The organism is Nonomuraea sp. 10N515B (assembly GCF_052245915.1).
GTDB lineage: Bacteria > Actinomycetota > Actinomycetes > Streptosporangiales > Streptosporangiaceae > Nonomuraea.
This window is the reverse complement of the sequence record NZ_JBQQBQ010000016.1, coordinates 35,780-52,983: the sequence shown is the minus strand read 5'-3', so window position 1 is coordinate 52,983 and position 17,204 is coordinate 35,780. Positions and strand designations below refer to the sequence as shown.

The 17,204-nt window shown below is 70.3% G+C and carries 13 protein-coding genes; 11 read left to right on the top strand and 2 right to left on the bottom strand.

The genetic code is table 11. The features are described from left to right. Window positions 1–95: 95 nt before the first annotated feature. From ACTWQA_RS24830 to ACTWQA_RS24805, 6 genes are all read left to right on the top strand, one after another. A complete protein-coding gene (locus ACTWQA_RS24830; RefSeq protein WP_443161484.1) occupies window positions 96–1,472 on the top strand; it encodes an ABC transporter substrate-binding protein in 1,377 nt (458 codons plus the stop codon). Continuing rightward, window positions 1,469–2,335, top strand: a complete 867-nt coding sequence (locus ACTWQA_RS24825; protein ID WP_443161483.1) for a carbohydrate ABC transporter permease — start codon at window positions 1,469–1,471, stop codon at window positions 2,333–2,335. The genes ACTWQA_RS24830 and ACTWQA_RS24825 overlap by 4 nt, the downstream gene beginning before the upstream one ends. Beyond that, window positions 2,332–3,174 (top strand): carbohydrate ABC transporter permease, encoded by an 843-nt coding sequence (locus tag ACTWQA_RS24820; protein ID WP_443161482.1) that lies wholly within the window; start codon window positions 2,332–2,334, stop codon window positions 3,172–3,174. Before ACTWQA_RS24825 ends, ACTWQA_RS24820 begins: the two co-directional genes overlap by 4 nt. 26 nt (window positions 3,175–3,200) lie before the next feature. Continuing rightward, on the top strand, window positions 3,201–5,228 hold the full coding sequence (locus ACTWQA_RS24815; RefSeq protein WP_443161481.1) for a glycoside hydrolase family 2 protein: 2,028 nt from the start codon (window positions 3,201–3,203) through the stop codon (window positions 5,226–5,228). Window positions 5,229–5,237: 9 nt separating this feature from the next. Then, window positions 5,238–6,869 carry a ricin-type beta-trefoil lectin domain protein gene (locus ACTWQA_RS24810; RefSeq protein ID WP_443161480.1) on the top strand — a complete coding sequence of 544 codons (1,632 nt, stop codon included), beginning with the start codon at window positions 5,238–5,240 and terminating at the stop codon, window positions 6,867–6,869. A gap of 155 nt (window positions 6,870–7,024) precedes the next feature. Next, window positions 7,025–7,456, top strand: a complete 432-nt coding sequence (locus tag ACTWQA_RS24805; protein ID WP_443161479.1) for a hypothetical protein — start codon at window positions 7,025–7,027, stop codon at window positions 7,454–7,456. Window positions 7,457–7,475: 19 nt separating this feature from the next. Here ACTWQA_RS24805 and ACTWQA_RS24800 read toward each other — a convergent pair whose 3' ends face one another. Next, window positions 7,476–9,098, bottom strand: a complete 1,623-nt coding sequence (locus ACTWQA_RS24800) for a hypothetical protein (protein ID WP_443161478.1) — start codon at window positions 9,096–9,098, stop codon at window positions 7,476–7,478. A 307-nt stretch (window positions 9,099–9,405) separates the two neighbouring features. On the opposite strand from ACTWQA_RS24800, the gene ACTWQA_RS24795 reads away from it, so the two are divergent. The 5 genes from ACTWQA_RS24795 to ACTWQA_RS24775 all read left to right on the top strand — a co-directional run bounded on the left by ACTWQA_RS24795 (window position 9,406) and on the right by ACTWQA_RS24775 (window position 16,219). Then, window positions 9,406–11,544 (top strand): alpha-galactosidase, encoded by a 2,139-nt coding sequence (locus tag ACTWQA_RS24795; protein WP_443161596.1) that lies wholly within the window; start codon window positions 9,406–9,408, stop codon window positions 11,542–11,544. 3 nt (window positions 11,545–11,547) lie between these two features. Then, complete coding sequence (locus tag ACTWQA_RS24790; RefSeq protein ID WP_443161477.1) at window positions 11,548–12,492, top strand: carbohydrate ABC transporter permease; 945 nt, start codon at window positions 11,548–11,550, stop codon at window positions 12,490–12,492. Window positions 12,493–12,504: 12 nt separating this feature from the next. Further along, complete coding sequence (locus tag ACTWQA_RS24785) at window positions 12,505–13,449, top strand: carbohydrate ABC transporter permease (RefSeq protein WP_443161476.1); 945 nt, start codon at window positions 12,505–12,507, stop codon at window positions 13,447–13,449. Window positions 13,450–13,493: 44 nt separating this feature from the next. Beyond that, entirely contained in the window at window positions 13,494–14,849 is a 1,356-nt protein-coding gene (locus ACTWQA_RS24780) for an ABC transporter substrate-binding protein (RefSeq protein WP_305916244.1), read from the top strand. A 338-nt stretch (window positions 14,850–15,187) separates the two neighbouring features. Further along, window positions 15,188–16,219, top strand: coding sequence for a LacI family DNA-binding transcriptional regulator (locus ACTWQA_RS24775; RefSeq protein ID WP_443161475.1), 1,032 nt, complete (start codon window positions 15,188–15,190; stop codon window positions 16,217–16,219). A gap of 104 nt (window positions 16,220–16,323) precedes the next feature. Here ACTWQA_RS24775 and ACTWQA_RS24770 read toward each other — a convergent pair whose 3' ends face one another. Beyond that, window positions 16,324–17,199, bottom strand: a complete 876-nt coding sequence (locus ACTWQA_RS24770) for an LLM class flavin-dependent oxidoreductase (protein ID WP_443161474.1) — start codon at window positions 17,197–17,199, stop codon at window positions 16,324–16,326. Between the last annotated feature and the right edge of the window lie 5 nt (window positions 17,200–17,204).

The window sequence follows — 17,204 nt, the reverse complement described above, 5'->3', positions numbered from 1 at the left end:
CAGATCCTAACCGCTCTTGCACCGTTGCAGACAAGTATGCATGATGTCTGCATCGTTGCAGAGCCCTCACCTGAGGCGAGGCCGAGGAGTCAAAGATGTCCGAACCACCCATGGACCGCCGTGGATTTCTCAAGGGAGCCCTGGGCCTCGGCGCGCTCGCCGCGACCGGCGGCGCGCTGGCCGGCTGCGCCGCCGGCACCCCTGGCGGGCCGGGCGCCCAGCCGAGCAAGCTCGCCAAGCCCACCGCCTCGGCCGCGTCCGCGAAGGGCCAGATCACCATCTGGAACCGGTCCGGCGACCTGTTCAAGGTGTTCGACGCGGCGATCGCCAAGTTCCGCGAGGCGTACCCGAACGTCACGGTGAACCACCAGGCCGTGGACATCGACGCCAAGCTGGCCAACACCCTGATCAGCGGCACGGACGTGCCCGACGGCAGCTTCTGGGACGACGCCAAGATCGGCGGGCAGGCCGAGCACCTGTACGACCTGACCGACCTGATCGCGCCGTACCGCGAGCAGACGTCGCCGTACAAAGTGTCGGTGAACACCGTCGGGGGCAAGATCTACGGCGTGCCGTGGGACCTGGACCCCGGCCTGCTCTGGTACCGCGAGGACATCCTGGAGGGCGCGGGGATCGACCCGGCGAGCCTGGCCACGTACGACGACCTGCTGACCGCGGCCCGCACGATCAAGGAGAAGGATCCCAAGACCAGGCCCATCCACCTGGACAAGAGCCCGTTCCTGGGCCAGCTGTGGCTGGAGATGCTGGCCAACCAGCAGGGCACCAGTCTCACCGACGCCCAGGGCAGGCTCCGGCTCGACTCGGCCGAATACCGGCGGATCTTCGCCTGGATCCAGAGCGCGGTCAAGGACGGCCTGGTCACCCACGCGCCCTACCTGGAGCCGGCCGACGTCAACACGCTGGAGAGCGGCCAGCAGGTGTTCGTGCCGTGGGCGATCTGGTGGTCCTTCGCGCCACAGCAGCTGCTCAAGGCCACCAAGGGCAAGTGGCGGGCGGCGCCGCTGCCGGCCTGGACGCCGGGCGGCGCGCGCAGCGGCGCGATGGGCGGCAGCAGCTTCGTCATCCCCGCCAAGGCCAAGAACCCCGAGCTGGCCTGGCTGCTGTACGAGTTCCTGTGCTTCAAGGAGCCCGGCTACACCGCCGTGTACGGCCCCAACAGCGTCTACCCCGGCGGCCTGTCCACCTCGATCCCCAGCTACCAGCCCGCGCTCGACCCGGCCAAGCCGCTGTTCCAGCCGATCGAGGCGCTCGGGGGCCAGGACCTGTGGAAGGTGGCCGTGGACGCCGCCGCCACCATCCCGGCCGCCGCGCCGATCCCGTGGTGGTGGGCGCAGTCGGTGGACTACCTCGGCAACAACGTGCAGCGCCTGATGGAGGGCAAGATGGCGCCCGACGACGTGATCGCCGAGTCGGCGCAGAAGATCCAGCGCAACCTCATCGACCGCTCATGAGGTCTGCGCGACTGTCGCCGTACCTGTTCATCGCTCCGTTCTTCGTGGTCTTCGCCGCGTTCGGGATCTACCCGCTGATCTACGCGCTGCAGCTCAGCTTCATGCGCTGGCGGGGAGCCGGCGAGGCCCACTGGGTGGGGCTCGGCAACTACCTCTACCTGCTGACCAGCCCGGACTTCTGGGCCTCGCTCGGCAACAGCGCGGTCATGTGGCTGCTGATCGTGCCGATCCAGGTCATCGCCGGGCTGGGCGGCGCGGTGCTGCTGGCCAACGCCAAGCTGCGGCTGCGCGGGCTGTTCCGGGTGGCGTTCATCGCGCCGTTCGTGACCCCGCTGGTGGCCATGGCGCAGGTGTGGATCGTGGTGTTCGACCAGGACTACGGCCCGGTCAACCGCCTGCTCAACCTGGTGGGCCTGCCGGACGTGGGCTGGCTGACGTCCACGGCGTGGGCCAAGCCGACGCTGGCGCTGCTGTTCCTGTGGAAGACCACCGGGTTCGCGATCATCATCCTGCTGGCGGGCCTGCAGGCCGTACCCGGCGGCGTGTACGAGGCCGCCGCCCTCGACGGCGCCTCCCGCGCCCGCCAGTTCTGGTCGATCACCGTCCCGCTGGTGCGCCGGAGCATGGCGTTCCTGGTGGTCGTGCAGACGCTGGCCGTCTTCCAGATGTTCGCCGAGCCGTTCGTGGTCACCGAGGGCGGCCCGTACGGCTCCACCACCACCGCAGGCCTGTACCTGTACGACCACATCACCGCCTCCGACCTGGGCACCGGCGCCGCGAACTCGTTCCTGCTGGTGCTGCTGGTCTTCGGCCTGTCGCTGGTCTCGGTCAGGCTGCTGCGGCCGAAGGACGAGGCGTCATGAACCAGACCAGGCCCGGCCCCGTGCAGTACGCGGTGCTGGCGCTGCTCGCGATCGTGTTCCTCTACCCGATCTGGTGGGCGGTCAGCTCCTCGCTCAAGCCGGCGGCCGAGATCATCTCCGATCCGCTGTCGATCGGCGCGCTGACGCTGGACAACTACCGGGCCATGTTCACCGACGTGCCGATCGGCACCGGATTCGCGAACACGGCGCTGGTGCTGGTGGTCAGGGGCGCGATGACGATGTTCTTCTGCCCGCTGGCGGGCTACGCGTTCGCCAAGTACGACTTCCCCGGCAAGAACCTGCTGTTCGGCGTGGTCCTGCTGACGTTGATGCTGCCGACGCTGGTGCTGATCATTCCGCTGCTGCTGGAGATGAGCGCGCTGGGCTGGGTGAACACGTACCAGGCACTGATCCTGCCGGGCAGCATCGACGCGTTCAGCATCTTCTGGATGCGGCAGACCATCGCCGCCATCCCGGACGAGCTGATCGACGCCGGGCGGGTGGACGGCGCGGGGGAGTTCGGCATCTTCGCCAAGGTCGTGCTGCCGGTGATCCGGCCCGGCCTGGCCGCGCTGGCAGTCCTGACCACCATGAACGTCTACAACGACTTCGTCTGGCCGGTCGTCGCCGTCAACGACACCTCACACCAGACGCTGCAGGTGGTGCTGGCCACGCTGGCGCAGAACGTCACCGGCAACCGGATCGGCGCCGACTTCGCGACGGTCTGGGGCGAACTCCTCGCCGCGGGCAGCATCGCGCTCCTCCCGCTGCTGGTGATCTTCGTCCTGCTGCAGCGCCACTTCATCAACGGCATCCTCGCGGGCAGCGTCAAGGGCTGACCCCCGTCCTCACGGAAGAGAGCACCATGGAATATCCCCGCCCCCACTTCGACCGGTCGCACTCCTGGTCGAGCCTCAACGGCGAGTGGGACTTCCGGGCCGACCCCGAGCCGGACTGGCACCGGACCATCACCGTGCCCTTCGCCTGGGAGACCCCCGCGTCGGGCATCGAGGCCCACTGGCTGCCGGTGGCCTGGTATCGCCGCCGGGTCTCCGTCCCGTCGGAGTGGACCGGGCAGCGGGTGGTGCTGCACTTCGGCGCCGTGCACCACGAGGCCACTGTCTGGGTGAACGACGTCGAGGTGGTCACCCACCGGGGCGGCTACACGCCGTTCGAGGCCGACATCACCAACGCGCTGCGCGACGGGGGCGGCCAGGAGGTCGTGGTACGGGTCTCCGCGCCGCTCGACAAGCGCGAGATCGCGCACGGCAAGCAGCGCAGCATCCCGCGCGACGACTTCGACGGTGTGTGTTTCACCCCGTCGTCCGGCATCTGGCAGAGCGTCTGGCTGGAGGCCCGCCCCGCCACCCACCTGGCCGCCCTGAAGCTGCGCCCGTCGGCGGGACTGGACGCCATCGAGGTCGAGGCCCGGGTGGCGGGACCGGCGGAGTCCGTGCTCCGGCTGACCCTGCGCGGGACGGACACGACGATCGAGCTGCCGGTCGCCGGCGGGACCGTACGGGGCGTGCTGCCGGTCGCCGAGCCGCGCCTGTGGTCGCCGGACGACCCGCACCTCTACCACGTGGACGCCGAGCTGACCTCGGCCGACGGCACCGACCGGGTCGCCGCCTACACGGGGTTGCGCCGGATCGAGGTGATCGGCGAGGACCTGTACCTCAACGGCAGCCGCCTGTTCGTACGCGGCGTGCTCGACCAGGGCTACTGGCCGCGTACCGGCATCACCCCACCCGACGACGCCGCGCTCCGCCACGACCTCGGCCTCGCCGCCGCGGCCGGATACAACCTGGTCCGCAAGCACCTCAAGCTGGAGGACCCGCGCTTCGTCCACCACGCCGACACGCTCGGCATGCTGCTGTGGGCCGAGCCCGCCGCCACCGGCCGCTTCTCCGCCGAGTCCGTGGCGGCGTTCGAGGAGCAGATCGCGCCCATGGCGGAACGCGACGGCAACTCCCCGGCGATCGTCATCTGGGGCCTGTACAACGAGGAGTGGGGCCTGGACTGGGACATCCCGGGCGATCCGGCCAGGCAGGAGGCCGCCGCGCGAGCGTACGACCTGCTCAAGGCCCTCGACCCGACCCGCCCGGCGGTGGACAACTCCGGCTGGACCCACGTCAAGACCGACCTCCTCGACTGGCACTACTACGACGAGTCCGCCGCCTCCTGGGGCCGGACGGTGGCCGCCCTGCTGGACGGCGCTCAGGACGACTTCCCGGTCCGGCTCGGCCCCGACTACGTCGTACGCAAGAAGCTGGCCGGCGCGCCGTCCCAGCCGCTGCGCGGCCTGCCCAACCTCAACAGCGAGTACGGCGGCGGCTTCACCAGCGTGGAACGCGCGTGGCACCTGCGCTGGCAGACCCAGGAACTGCGCCGCCACGACCGCCTGGCCGGCTACGTCTACACCGAGCTGTACGACATCGAGCACGAGTCCGCCGGCCTGCTGGACTTCGAGCGCCGGGCCAAAGACCTGGCCGGCGTGGACCCGGCGCACGTGAACGCCACCACGACGCTCGTCCTCGACGTCGTCCCCGTCGCGCCCGGCCGCGACCTGCTGACCGAGACGCGCGAGATCACCGTGCCCGTACACGTCTCGCACCACGGCGCCGAGCCGGTCAACGGCCACCTGCACACCGCCTGGACCCCCGTGCTGCGCCCCGCCCCCGACGCACCCGGCGCTTTCGGCGCGCCAGGCCCGTGGATCGAGGCCAAGCCGTTCCTGCTCAGCGCCCCCGCCGAGGTCAGCGCCGAGCTCCCGGCCGGTTGGACCAGCGGCCGCCTGCATCTCGCCCTGGTCAGCGACGGCGCCGTGGTCGCCCGCTCGGCCGTGGACGTGGACACCTGCACCGCCCCCGTCATCGGAGACGACTCGAACTAAGGAGACAGCGTGCGCCTCACACCCCCCATTGCCGCGTTAGCCCTGGTCGGAGCCTGCCTGGCCGGGTCCGCGAGTCCCGCCCAGGCGGCTCCGCCCGGCCAGGTGCTCTACGCGCCGAACCTGGGCACGTATCCGCAGGGCGACGCCAGCTACCCGCGGGCGATCCGACTCGACCACGACGGCTCGCCGAACGAGACCATGCTCGCGACGTTCGCCCGCCGCAACCACAACGCGCCCACGTCGCTGCCGATCTACCGCAGCACCGACGGTGGGCGCACCTGGTCAGCGAACCCGATCTCCACGATCACCTCCCACACGCCCGGCTGGGACCTGGAGGCCCCGGTTCTGTACGAGGTGCCGCGCACAGCCAACGGGCTGAACCAAGGCGACCTGCTGGCCGCGGGCACAGCCTGGGACGTCGGCGACTACACGGCCCAGAAGGTCGAGGTGTTCAAGAGCACCGACCACGGCGCGACCTGGACGTACCTGTCGAACTGCACGCAGACCAGCGGCCAGCCCAATTCGTGGGGCCACGGCATCTGGGAGCCGTGGTTCCTGCTGGCCCCGAACAACACCCTCGCCTGCTTCATCTCCGACGAGCGCCCCGCCAACACCCCCACCAACAACCAGGTCATCGGCCACTACACCTCCACCAACGGCGGCCAGTCGTGGAGCGCCACGCTCACCCAGGACGTGGCCTTCCCGGCCGACAACCTGGCCAGGCCGGGCATGTCAATCCTGACCGGGCTGCCGAACGGGTCATTCCTGATGGCGTACGAGATGTGCCGGGACGCCACCGACCCCGACCACGCCTGCGAGGTGTACGTCAAGACCAGCTCCGACGGCCTGAACTGGGGCTCCGGCACCGGGACCCTGGTCCGCACCTCCGACCAGCGGGAGCTGCTGCACACGCCGTACGTGGCCTGGCTGCCTGGCGGCGGCCCCAACGGCACGCTGCTGATGTCCGGCCAGCGCGTCGTCGCCGGCCCGACCGGCAACAAGACCGTGCTCGGCGAGTCCGGCCAGGTCCTGTTCGCCAACACCAATCTGGGCGCCGGCGCGTGGACCGAGATCGAGGCGCCGGTGAACGTCAACCCCACCGGCGGCTACAACACCGGCGAGCCGTCCTGCCCCGGCTACAGCTCGCCGATCGTGCCCTCCGCGAACGGCACCGGCTTCCTCTACCTCGCCGCCACCCAGCTCACCGGCAACCAGTGCCAGGTCAAGTACGGCATCGGCACGCTGCCCGGCACCGTCGGCCAGATCACCGGCCCCGCCGGCGCCGGCAAGTGCGTGGACGTGGACACCAACACGAACGCCAACGGCAACCCCGTGCAGCTGTGGGACTGCGGGATCGCCACCGGCCAGCGCTGGTCGCGGCACCCCGATGGCACTCTGCGCGCCTTCGGCAAGTGCCTGGACATCGACGCCAACGCCACCGCCAACTTCAGCAAGGTCCAGCTCTGGGAGTGCAACGGCGCGGGCGGCCAGCAGTGGCGCTCGCAGCCGAACGGCGCCCTGCTGAACCCGCAGTCCGGCCGCTGCCTCGACAGCCCCGGCGGCGCCACCGCCGCCGGCACCCGCCTGCAGATCTACGACTGCAACGGGCTCGACCCGCAGAAGTGGAACCTCCCGGCCTAGGCGTTTCTGCAGCTCAGGTGCGCACTGGCCGCACCGGCGGCCTGGGCGGTGTTCGTGGTCACCCTGTCCACGAACACCGCTCGGGATACCCGGCGAACTCCGGCCCTGAACCGGCAACCCGGTTCGCCCGCCGCCAGCGCGAGAAGAGCTCATGGATGTGGGAGGGCGAATGCGACGGCGCATGCCTGATCGACCATGACGAACGGCGACTGCTGCTGTTCTGCCACTGCGATGGCGACCAAAGCTACCGGCTCGCGGCCCTGGCCACACTCGCCCGGACCTGGCACGGCTGGCGTGTGGAGTGGGCCTATGACGGCCTTCAGCAGATCAAGGTGGCAGTCGGCCACGCCGCCGAGGTCACCCCACCCTCCCCTCAAGCTCCGCAGGCCGGCGAAGAATGGTGCGAGAAAGTCGTCGCCGGTATCCACCTCGACCTCGATGACCAGACCGCCGGCATCTGGACCATCTCGACGTTGCGCGGTGCCCTCCTGGACGTAGCCTTCACCCACCGTCCCATGGATCTGACCAGCGATGAGAAGGCTGTGGTTCATGCCGCCATCGCCGGCGTCATGACATCGTCCCGATGAGCAGGGTGCGGGCGAGGCGTCACAACCCGAGCAGCTCGGTGCCGTCCATCAGCGGCCCGGCGCCGTACGGCTCCAGCCACCGGTAGCGGCGGTGGCCGTCACCGGTACGCCAGTCGCGCGGGCTGCTGGTGTGCAGCCAGTCCAAGGGCTCCACGCCGCCCGGCACGCCGCCGTCCAGCGCGATCCGCACGGCGGCGCGCAGGTCGGCGTCCACGCCGGCGGTGCGGGCCCGCGGGTCCACCGAGACGAACAGCGCGGTCCCCGACCGGGCCACCAGGTCCAGGAACTCCCGGTTGCGTTCCCACGGGGTGGCCGGAGTGCAGGGCACGCAGTCGGCGTCCACGGCGAAGAAGGTGCGGTGCTGGGCCAGCCGGAAGGCCAGGGTGTTGACCCCCATCCGGCGGGTCCGCTCCCAGAACCTGCCGGAGGTGTCGTCGCCGGTCCGCTGCAGGTGGACCAGGCCGGCGGCCAGGTGGCCGACCGTGTTGCAGCCGAGCACCAGCGCGTCACCGGCCGCCTGCCTGATGGTCCGGTACAGGCTCAGGAGCACCTCGGCGTTGGTGACGGTGCGGTCGGCCAGTGCCCACCCGGGTTCGGTGAGTTGCCGGCCCATGTGAAAACCCCACCGGGCGAAGTGGTCGTACGTGGAGAAGTCATGCTTGATCAGCTCGAAGCCCCAGCCGGTCAGGCGGCGGACGTCGGCGCCGATGGTGTGCAGGTTGTCCGGGATGCTCAGGTCCAGCGGCTGCTCGGGCACCGGTCGCGGCCCGGCCCGCAGCCGGCTCGGGTCGTCCACGACGGACAGCGCCGCCGGCCGGAGCCAGATGCCGGGCCGGGCGCCCGCGGCGGCGATGCCGGCGGCGAGGCCGGGCATGTCGTCGAAGAAGCCGGGGAGTCCGGCCGTCCACGGCCCGCCGGGGCACTCGCCACCGGGACTCCACCCGGCGTCCACCACGCAGAAAGGCCGGACCGGGTGGCCGCCGGCGAGGTCGGCGATGGTCTCCGCATCCCGCAGGACCTCGCCCGGGCCGAAGTCGCGGCCATAGGCGTAGTACCAGTTGTTGGCGCCGACGACGGGCTCGGGCGGTAGCAGCGGGTCGTCGCACATGGCCCGGCACAACTCGGTCAGTGCGGCGAACGGCGACACGTCCGCGCGCGGGCCGAGCCGGACCACGGTGGCCGCGTGCAGCCGCCGCCCGCCCGGTTCGACCGGCGCGGCGCCATTGCGTACGTCCAGCCAGAGCGTGACGCCGTCCTCGTCGAGGTTCCACGAGCAGAAGGCGGCGGGCCGGACCCGCACGCCCATGCCCTCGGTGCGGCCGGTGGCGGGGTCGTGGGCCAGCCAGTACCAGGGAAGGACGCGGTCCGGCTGGCGGTGCCGCCACTGCAGGTCGCCGTAGGAGCGTTCCCAGGCGTCGCCCAGGATCAGGGCCGGCTCCGGTTGCGGATCATGCCACCGCAGGGCCACCCGGGACAGGCCGCGGCGGGGGGAGCTCAGGTGGATCTCGAGGCCTTCGCCCGCCGGGTTCAGGTCGACCGCCACGTCCGGGGCGGCGAAGCCGGTGCGACCGCGCCGGGCCGGGGCCGGTCGGCCGTCGTCGTGCAGGACGAACACCTCATCGGGCACGCGTACCTCGCTCATGGCGCTCCAAGGAGGAAGGGGGGTGGAGTGTCACAGGCTCGCGGAGCCGAGTGTGGGATCCGCGTAACGGACTCGTAACGAAGGATTGACATGCGGTTCAGGTGGGGGCACTTTTGAGGCCAGCCTAGCAACTAAAAGCAATTAGTAAATCGAAATGGTCCGCGTATACCGTGGCTTCCTCCTCTTGATCGCCATGGTAAATCGTGCTGCCTAAATCGATTTACTAAAGCTTAGTTCTTCATCGGGAGGTGCCGCAGTGCCCCAGGAGACCAGCACGCGAGCCGAGGAGCCGACGGCGCCGTACGGCGTGGCGGCGAGCCGGCCGGAGCCGATCCACCTGCGGGCGGGCGGCGTCAGCCTGGTCCTGGATGTCGGCGGGCCGCGCCTGCCGAGCGTGCTGCACTGGGGCGGCGACCTTGGAGACGTCACTCCGGCGCAGCTGAGCGAGCTGGCTCTCGCCGCCATTCCCGCCGTCGTCTCCAGCGGCCTCGACACGCCCGCGGAACTCTCGGTGCTCGCCGAGCACGCGAACGGCTGGCCGGGGCTGCCGGGACTACGCGGGCATCGCGGGGGCACGGCCTGGTCGCCGCTGTTCACGGTGACCTCCGCGCACGCCGCCGGCGCGGAGGTCCGCGTCGAAGCCGTGGACGAGGCCGCGGGCCTGGAGCTGACGGTGTGGATCGCGCTCGACGCGACCGGCCTGATCACCCTGCGGGCCGCGGTGCGCAACCGGCATCCGGCCGAGCCGTACGTGCTGGACGGCCTCGTGCTCAACCTGCCGGTGCCCGCCGAGGCCGCCGAGCTGCTGGACCTGACCGGGCGGCACCTGCGCGAGCGGTCACCGCAGCGCCAGCCGTTCACCGTGGGCTCCCGGGTCAGGGAGAGCCGCCGCGGCCGCACAGGGGCGGACGCGTCGCTGCTCCTGGCGGCCGGTGTTCCCGGCTTCGGATTCCGCTCCGGCGAGGTGTGGGCCGTGCACGTGGGCTGGAGTGGCAACCACGTCACCTACGCCGAGCGTCTACCGGACGGGCGAGCCGTCATCGGCGGCGGCGAGCTGCTCCTGCCGGGCGAGGTACGGCTGGAACCGGGGGAGGAGTACACCACCCCGCGGCTGTACGCGGCCTACGGCCACGGGCTGGACGACGTGTCGGACCGCTTCCACCGGCACCTACGCGCCCGGGCGGGCCACCCGGCCTCCCCGCGTCCCGTGGTCATGAACACCTGGGAGGCCGTCTACTTCGACCACGACCTGCCCAAGCTGCGCGCGCTCGCCGACCGGGCGGCCGAGGTGGGAGCGGAGCGGTTCGTCCTGGACGACGGCTGGTTCCGCCACCGCCGCGACGACTACGCCGGCCTCGGCGACTGGTACGTGGACGAGGACGTCTGGCCGCAGGGCCTGCACCCCCTGGTCGATCACGTGCGGGCGCTCGGGATGCGGTTCGGGCTGTGGGTCGAGCCGGAGATGATCAATCCCGACTCCGACCTGGCTCGGGCCCACCCGGAGTGGATCATGTCGACGGGCGGGCGGACGCCGCCGGAGGTGCGTCACCAGCAGGTGCTCGACCTCGTGCACCCCGAGGCGTACGCGTACGTGCTGGACCGCCTGGACCGGCTCGTCGCCGAGTACGCCATCGACTACCTGAAGTGGGACCACAACCGCGACCTGATCGACGCGGGCCACAGCCCGCGCGGAGAGGCGGCCGTCCACCGGCAGACGCTGGCGGTCTACCGGCTGCTGGACGAGCTGCGCCGCCGCCACCCCGGCCTGGAGATCGAGTCCTGCTCCTCGGGGGGAGCGCGGGTGGACCTCGGCATCCTCCAGCGGACGGACCGGGTGTGGGGCAGCGATTGCATCGACGCCCTGGAACGCCAGTCGATCCAGCGCTGGACCCAGCTCCTGCTCCCGCCCGAGCTCATCGGCTCGCACGTGGGAGCCGGGCACGCGCACACCACCGGCCGGCGCCACGACCTCGCCTTCCGCGCGGGAACCGCGCTGTTCGGCCACTTCGGCATCGAATGGGACCTCACCTCGGCCTCGGTGGCCGAGCGAGCCGAGCTGGCCCGCTGGATCGCGCTCTACAAGGACGTGCGCGGCCTGCTGCACACGGGGCGGATCGTCCGCGCCGATCATCCCGACCCCGCGCTGTGGGTGCACGGCGTGGTCGCGCAGGACCGCTCCGAGGCGATCTTCGCGCTGGTCGCGGTCGCGACCTCGGTCGTCGCGCCGCCCGGCCGGGTGCGGCTGCCCGGGCTCGACCCACGGGCGACGTACCGGGTCGAACCGCTGGCGCCAGGTGACGTGGCCGCCGGCATCAACCACGTACTCCCGTCGTGGCTGGCCCACGGCGAGCTCAGGCTTCCCGGCCCGGTCCTGGAACAAGCCGGGATCCAGGCCCCCGATCTCTATCCAGAACACCTACTGCTGCTCCGGCTGACTAGGGAGTGATCGATGGCGAACACGGTCTCCGTTCCCACACCAAGACCCGGGGCGCCCGCGGGGCGCCACAAGCCGCAGGCCCGATCGCAGGAGAGGAGGGACCATCGGGCGGCGCTCTTCTTCATCCTCCCGGCGCTGCTCGGGTTCGCGGTCTTCTACCTCTGGCCCACGATCCGCGGCGTGTACCTGAGCTTCACCGACTACAGCCTGCTGGCTCCGCCCGAGTGGTCCGGGCTGTCGAACTACACCAAGCTCCTCGGCGACGGCTCCTTCTGGAGCTCGCTCGCGGTGACCCTGGAATACGTCGTCATCAACATCGGGGTGCAGACGGTCGTCGCGGTTGTCCTGGCGGTCCTGATGCACCGGCTGACCAGGTCGAGCCTCCTGCGCGGGGTGCTGCTGCTGCCGTACCTCGTCGCGAACGTGGTCGTCGCCCTCGTGTGGTACTGGATGGCCGACTACACCCTCGGCGTGGTCAACCAGTTCATCGGCTGGATCGGGCTCGGCCCCCTGGGGTTCTTCGGGGAAGAGCACCTGGTGATCCCGACGATCGCGCTCGTGAACGTCTGGCGGCACATGGGTTACACCGCGCTGCTGATCTTCGCCGGCCTGCAGGCGATCCCGAGGTCGCTCTATGAGGCGGCGTCCGTGGACGGATCCACGGAGTGGCGCTCGTTCTGGCGGATCACGCTGCCGCTGCTGCGGCCGGTGCTGGCGATGGTGCTGGTCATCACGGTCATCGGGTCGTTCCAGATCTTCGACACCGTGGCCGTCACCACCCAGGGCGGCCCGGCGGACGCCTCCAAGGTCATCTACTACTACATCTTCGAGAAGGCCTTCAGCCAGTTCGACTTCGGCTATGCCTCCGCGATGGGCGTCGCCCTCATCGCCATCCTCGCCGGTGTCTCGCTGCTTCAGATGCGCTTGCTACGTGCGGGCGAGTCGGACCTGTCCTAGAGGAGCGCTGTCATGACCGCGATAAGCATGCCCTCGGCGAAGACCGCGGTGGCCAGGCCGGCCGCGCGCCATGGACGTCGCACCCGCATCGGCCGGATCGCCGCCTGGGTGGTGCTCTGGATCTTCGTCCTGCTCACGCTGTTCCCGTTCTACTGGATGCTGCGCACCTCGCTGTCCAACAACCGGATGTTGTTCTCCGACCCCTCGTCCTGGCTGCCGGTGGCCCCGACCCTCGGCGGGTACGAGCGGGTGTTCGGGCTGGCCACCATCCAGGAGGCCCAGGCGCAGGGCGGCTCCGGCGCCTCCATCAGCTTCTGGCTCTACCTGCGCAACTCCGTGATCGTCGCGACGGTCATCACGATCGGCCAGGTGTTCTTCAGCGCCATGGCGGCCTACGCCTTCGCGCGGCTGCGCTGGCCCGGCCGGGACAAGGTGTTCTTCCTCTTCCTGACCGCACTGATGGTCCCGCCGATCTTCATCCACCTGCCCAACTTCGAGCTGATGAAGAACATGGGGCTGCTCAACACCTTCGCCGGGATCGTGCTGCCGTACCTGTTCATGACCCCGTTCGCCGTCTTCTTCCTGCGGCAGTTCTTCCTGAACGTGAGCCGCGAGGTGGAGGAGGCCGCGATGCTCGACGGCGCCGGCTATCCCCGCATCTTCTTCCGGCTCATCCTGCCCATGAGCGCGGCGCCGATCGCCACGCTGGCCATCCTCACGTACATCAATTCCTGGAACGAGTACTTCTGGCCGCTGCTGGTCACCGATCCCACGAACGACGACGTGCGCGTGCTGACCGTGGCGCTCGGCGTGTTCAAGTCCCAGACGCCGCAGGGCAGCCCTGACTGGGCCGGGCTGATGGCCGCCACTCTCGTCGCGGCGCTTCCGGTGCTGGTGCTGTTCGCGACGTTCGGCAAGCGCATCGTCAACTCCATCCAGTTCTCCGGTCTGAAGTGACCGCCGGATCTTCGCGTCAACCCCCCACTGGAAAGGACACCTTGATGATCAAAAAGCTGCCGGCGGTCGCCGGCGTCGCCCTGCTGTCGCTGGCCCTCGCCGCGTGCGGCGGCGGCACCAGCGGAGGATCCGCCTCCGCCGGCGGGAAGGCGACCATCTCCTACTGGCTCTGGGACGCCAACCAGCAGCCGGCATACCAGCAGTGCGCCACCGACTTCCAGAAGGCCAACCCGAACATTACAGTCAAGATCACCCAGCTCGGCTGGGACGACTACTGGACCAAGCTCACCACGGGCTTCGTCTCCGGGTCCGCGCCGGACGTCTTCACCGACCACCTGGCCAAATACCCGGAGTTCGTCACCAAGCGCACCATCCTGCCGATCGACGACCTCGTCAAGCAGGACAAGGTGGACACCGGCATTTACGCGGAGGGCCTGGCCGACCTGTGGGTCGGCGCCGACGGCAAGCGGTACGGCCTGCCCAAGGACTGGGACACCATCGCCGTCTTCTACAACAAGAAGCTCACCGAGAAGGCGGGGATCACCGACGAGCAGCTGAAGAACATGGCCTGGAACCCTGCCGACGGCGGCACCTACGAGAAGATCATCGCCAAGCTGACCGTGGACAAGAACGGCAAGCGCGGCGACGAGCCCGGCTTCGACAAGAGCAAGGTCGAGACCTACGGCCTGTGGCTGGAGAGCTCCGGCAACGGCGTGGGCCAGACCCAGTGGAGCATGTACGCCGCCAGCAACGGCTGGAAGTTCACCGACAAGAACCCGTGGGGCAGCCAGTACAACTACGGCGACCCCAAGTTCCAGGAGACCATCACCTGGTGGAAGAGCCTGATCGACAAGGGTTACATGCCGCCGCTCAAGGCGACCGAAGGCGTGGCCTGGAACGACATGCTGTCCGCGGGTAAGGGCGCCATGGCGACCAACGGCAGCTGGATGATCGGTTCGGTGTTCGGCGCCAAGTCCGGCACGTTCGAGCCGGGGCTCGCCCCGCTGCCCGCCGGCCCGATGGGCACGCGGATGAGCATGTTCAACGGCCTCGCCGACTCGATCTACGCGGGGACCAAGAACAAGGACGCCGCGTGGCAGTGGGTGAAGTATCTCGCCTCCCCTGCCTGCCAGAACGTCGTCGCCCAGCACGCGGTCGTCTTCCCCGCCATCCCCGCCGCGGTGGAGGTCGCCCAGAAGAAGTTCGCGGACAAGGGCGTCGACGTCGAGGCGTTCACCGTGAACGTCAAGGACAAGACGACCTTCCTCTTCCCGATCACCGACCACGCCGCCGAGATCGAATCCGTCATGAAGCCGGCCATGGACGCCGTGATCGGCGGCAGCGCCCCGGCGAGCTCGCTGAGCAAGGCCAACGAGCAGGTCAACGCCCTGTTCAAGTGAGCGGGCGAGATGCGGGCAGCCCGGCACGGCATGGCCGGTGCCGGGTCTGCCGCCGGAACGGGGGTCCACATGTCCGATACGCACGCAAGAGTCACGCGGCCGGAGGTACTCATCGGCCGTACCACCTGCGCTACGCTGATCACGCCCGGCCGAGGGGCGGAGCGCATACGCACGCGTGAAGCCGCCGGACCTCACCGTCACCGCCGGGGCGTCGCGGTGGCGACGGCCCGCAGGATGGCGGACGCAGGATCAGTATGGAGCGACCGGGGAGCGGTGGGGGAGCGATCAGCACGGAGCGACCGGGGAGCGGTGGGGCAGCGATCAGCACGGAGCGGCCGATGAGCACCAGGCAGGGGGCCCGGGGACGCAGACGGCGCCCGACCATGGCGGACGTGGCCCGCCTTGCCGGCGTCTCGCCGACCACGGTCTCGTTCGTCATCAACGAGCGGCCGGGCAGCGGCATCCCCGAGGAGACCCGCCTGCGGGTGCTGGCCGCGGTGGAGGATCTCGGCTACCAGCCCAACCGGCAGGCACGCAGTCTGCGCCTGCAGCGCACCCGCCAGCTCGGGTTCCACGTCTCCGGCGCGCTGCTGGAGTCCAACCAGGTCTTCGCGGTGTCGTTCGTCTCGCCTCTGCTGCGTGAGGCCGAGCGGCGGGGATATCAGATCCTCGTCTTCACCTCGCCCGGCGACGTGACCGACCGGCTGGGCGAGCTCGTCGCGGCCCATGGAGTCGACGGATTCGTGATCACCGACTCCAGCATCGACGATCCCCGGGCCCGCTATCTCGCGGGAGTGGGGATGCCCTTCGCCTCGTTCGGGCGCACCGAGGCCGACCTGCCGCAGTCGTGGGTCGACGTGGACAACGCCGCGGGCGTCGCTTCCATGGTCGACTACCTGGTGAGCAAGGGACACGAGGACATCGCCTACGTGGGGCCCCGCCTGCCGGGCTACTGGTTCATCGAGCGGGTGGAGGGTTTCCGCGCCCGGATGCGGCACCACGGCCTGTCCGTGCCCGCCTCGTGGCTGGTGCAGGAGCCGGAGGCGAAGGTCGAGGCCGCCGTGGGCCGGCTGCTGCGCGGGCGTCGGCGCCCCACCGCGGTGGTCACCGCGGCCGACTGGCTGGCCGTCGCGGCGATCCGCGCCGTACGCTCGGCGGGGCTGCGGGTCGGCCACGACGTGGCCGTGACCGGCTTCGACGGCGGCCCCCTTCAGTGGCTCACGGATCCGCCGCTGACGACCGTGCGGCTGCCGTTCGAACAGGCCGCGGCCGCGTTGGTGGAGCGCTGCCTGCTCGAGATCGAGGAGGGCCCCACAGGGGAGCCGGGCATCTACCTGCCGACCGAAATCCTCGTGGGCGGCTCGGCCTAGCCGGTCTCGGGATCGACACAACCCATCGTCGGCGGAGGCACCAACGACAGCCAGCGCGGCCCGATGCGGGACGTCGACGTAGGCGGGCCGAGCCTGGGCGCTGTCTACTGGATGGCAGGCAACACGTTCTTCGCCACTGTCTCCAACGTGGCCTCGCTGCCGGCATACCAGCTGTCGGACCGCGGCCAGTGCGTGATCACGTCGGTGAAGCCCAGCTCGCGGGCCCGCCCGGCCGCGTCGGCGAAGAAGCCGGCGCTGGAGAGGGAGAACACCGGTGCGGCGTCCAGCGAGAGCATGCGGTCGAGCTCGCCCGGGCCCCGCCCGGTAGCGGCCTCCACATCGTCGAACCGCTTGGCCAGCTCGGCGACCGACTGCCACCACGCGCCGAGATCGGTGCTGCGCTCGCCGGTGGTCACCCAGCCCTGTCCGAATCGGGCGGCCAGGCGCATCGAACGCGGCCCATTGGCCGCGACGACGAACGGCGCTCGCGGCCGCTGCACGCACCCTGGAGTGCTGCGGGCGTCGACGGCTCGGTAGTGCTCCCCGCTGAAGTCGGCACTGCCGTCCCGCAGCAGCCCGTCGAGAAGCGTCACGAACTCGGCGAAGCGGTCGACCCGCTGGCGCGGGGACATCGCGGGCAGCCCGAGCACGGTGGCGTCATATCCCATGCCGCCGGCGCCCAGGCCAAGGGTGAGCCGTCCACCGGCCATGTCATCGAGCGCGGTCACCTCGCGGGCGAAGTGCGCCGGATGGCGGAAGTTGGGTGAGGCGACCATCGTGCCGAGGCGGATGCGGGAGGTCACCAGCGCCGCGGCGGTCAAGACCGGCACGGCGTCGAACCAAGGGCCGTCGACGAGGTCCCGCCAGCCCATGTGGTCGTAGGTCCAGGCGTGGTCGAACCCGTATTCCTCCGCCTGGCGCCACCGCCGCGACGCTTCCGACCACCGCTGGTCAGGCAGAATCACGATGCCCACTCGCATGGCCG

Excerpts from the sequence above, each read along its gene's own strand:
- ACTWQA_RS24830 (WP_443161484.1), top strand. The coding sequence starts at position 96 with ATGTCCGAACCACCCATGGACCGCCGTGGATTTCTCAAGGGAGCCCTG.
- ACTWQA_RS24790 (WP_443161477.1), top strand. The coding sequence starts at position 11,548 with ATGGCGAACACGGTCTCCGTTCCCACACCAAGACCCGGGGCGCCCGCG.
- ACTWQA_RS24815 (WP_443161481.1), top strand. The coding sequence starts at position 3,201 with ATGGAATATCCCCGCCCCCACTTCGACCGGTCGCACTCCTGGTCGAGC.
- ACTWQA_RS24805 (WP_443161479.1), top strand. The coding sequence starts at position 7,025 with ATGTGGGAGGGCGAATGCGACGGCGCATGCCTGATCGACCATGACGAA.
- ACTWQA_RS24780 (WP_305916244.1), top strand. The coding sequence starts at position 13,494 with ATGATCAAAAAGCTGCCGGCGGTCGCCGGCGTCGCCCTGCTGTCGCTG.
- ACTWQA_RS24785 (WP_443161476.1), top strand. The coding sequence starts at position 12,505 with ATGACCGCGATAAGCATGCCCTCGGCGAAGACCGCGGTGGCCAGGCCG.
- ACTWQA_RS24825 (WP_443161483.1), top strand. The coding sequence starts at position 1,469 with ATGAGGTCTGCGCGACTGTCGCCGTACCTGTTCATCGCTCCGTTCTTC.
- ACTWQA_RS24770 (WP_443161474.1), bottom strand. The coding sequence starts at position 17,199 with ATGCGAGTGGGCATCGTGATTCTGCCTGACCAGCGGTGGTCGGAAGCG.
- ACTWQA_RS24820 (WP_443161482.1), top strand. The coding sequence starts at position 2,332 with ATGAACCAGACCAGGCCCGGCCCCGTGCAGTACGCGGTGCTGGCGCTG.
- ACTWQA_RS24775 (WP_443161475.1), top strand. The coding sequence starts at position 15,188 with ATGAGCACCAGGCAGGGGGCCCGGGGACGCAGACGGCGCCCGACCATG.
- ACTWQA_RS24800 (WP_443161478.1), bottom strand. The coding sequence starts at position 9,098 with ATGAGCGAGGTACGCGTGCCCGATGAGGTGTTCGTCCTGCACGACGAC.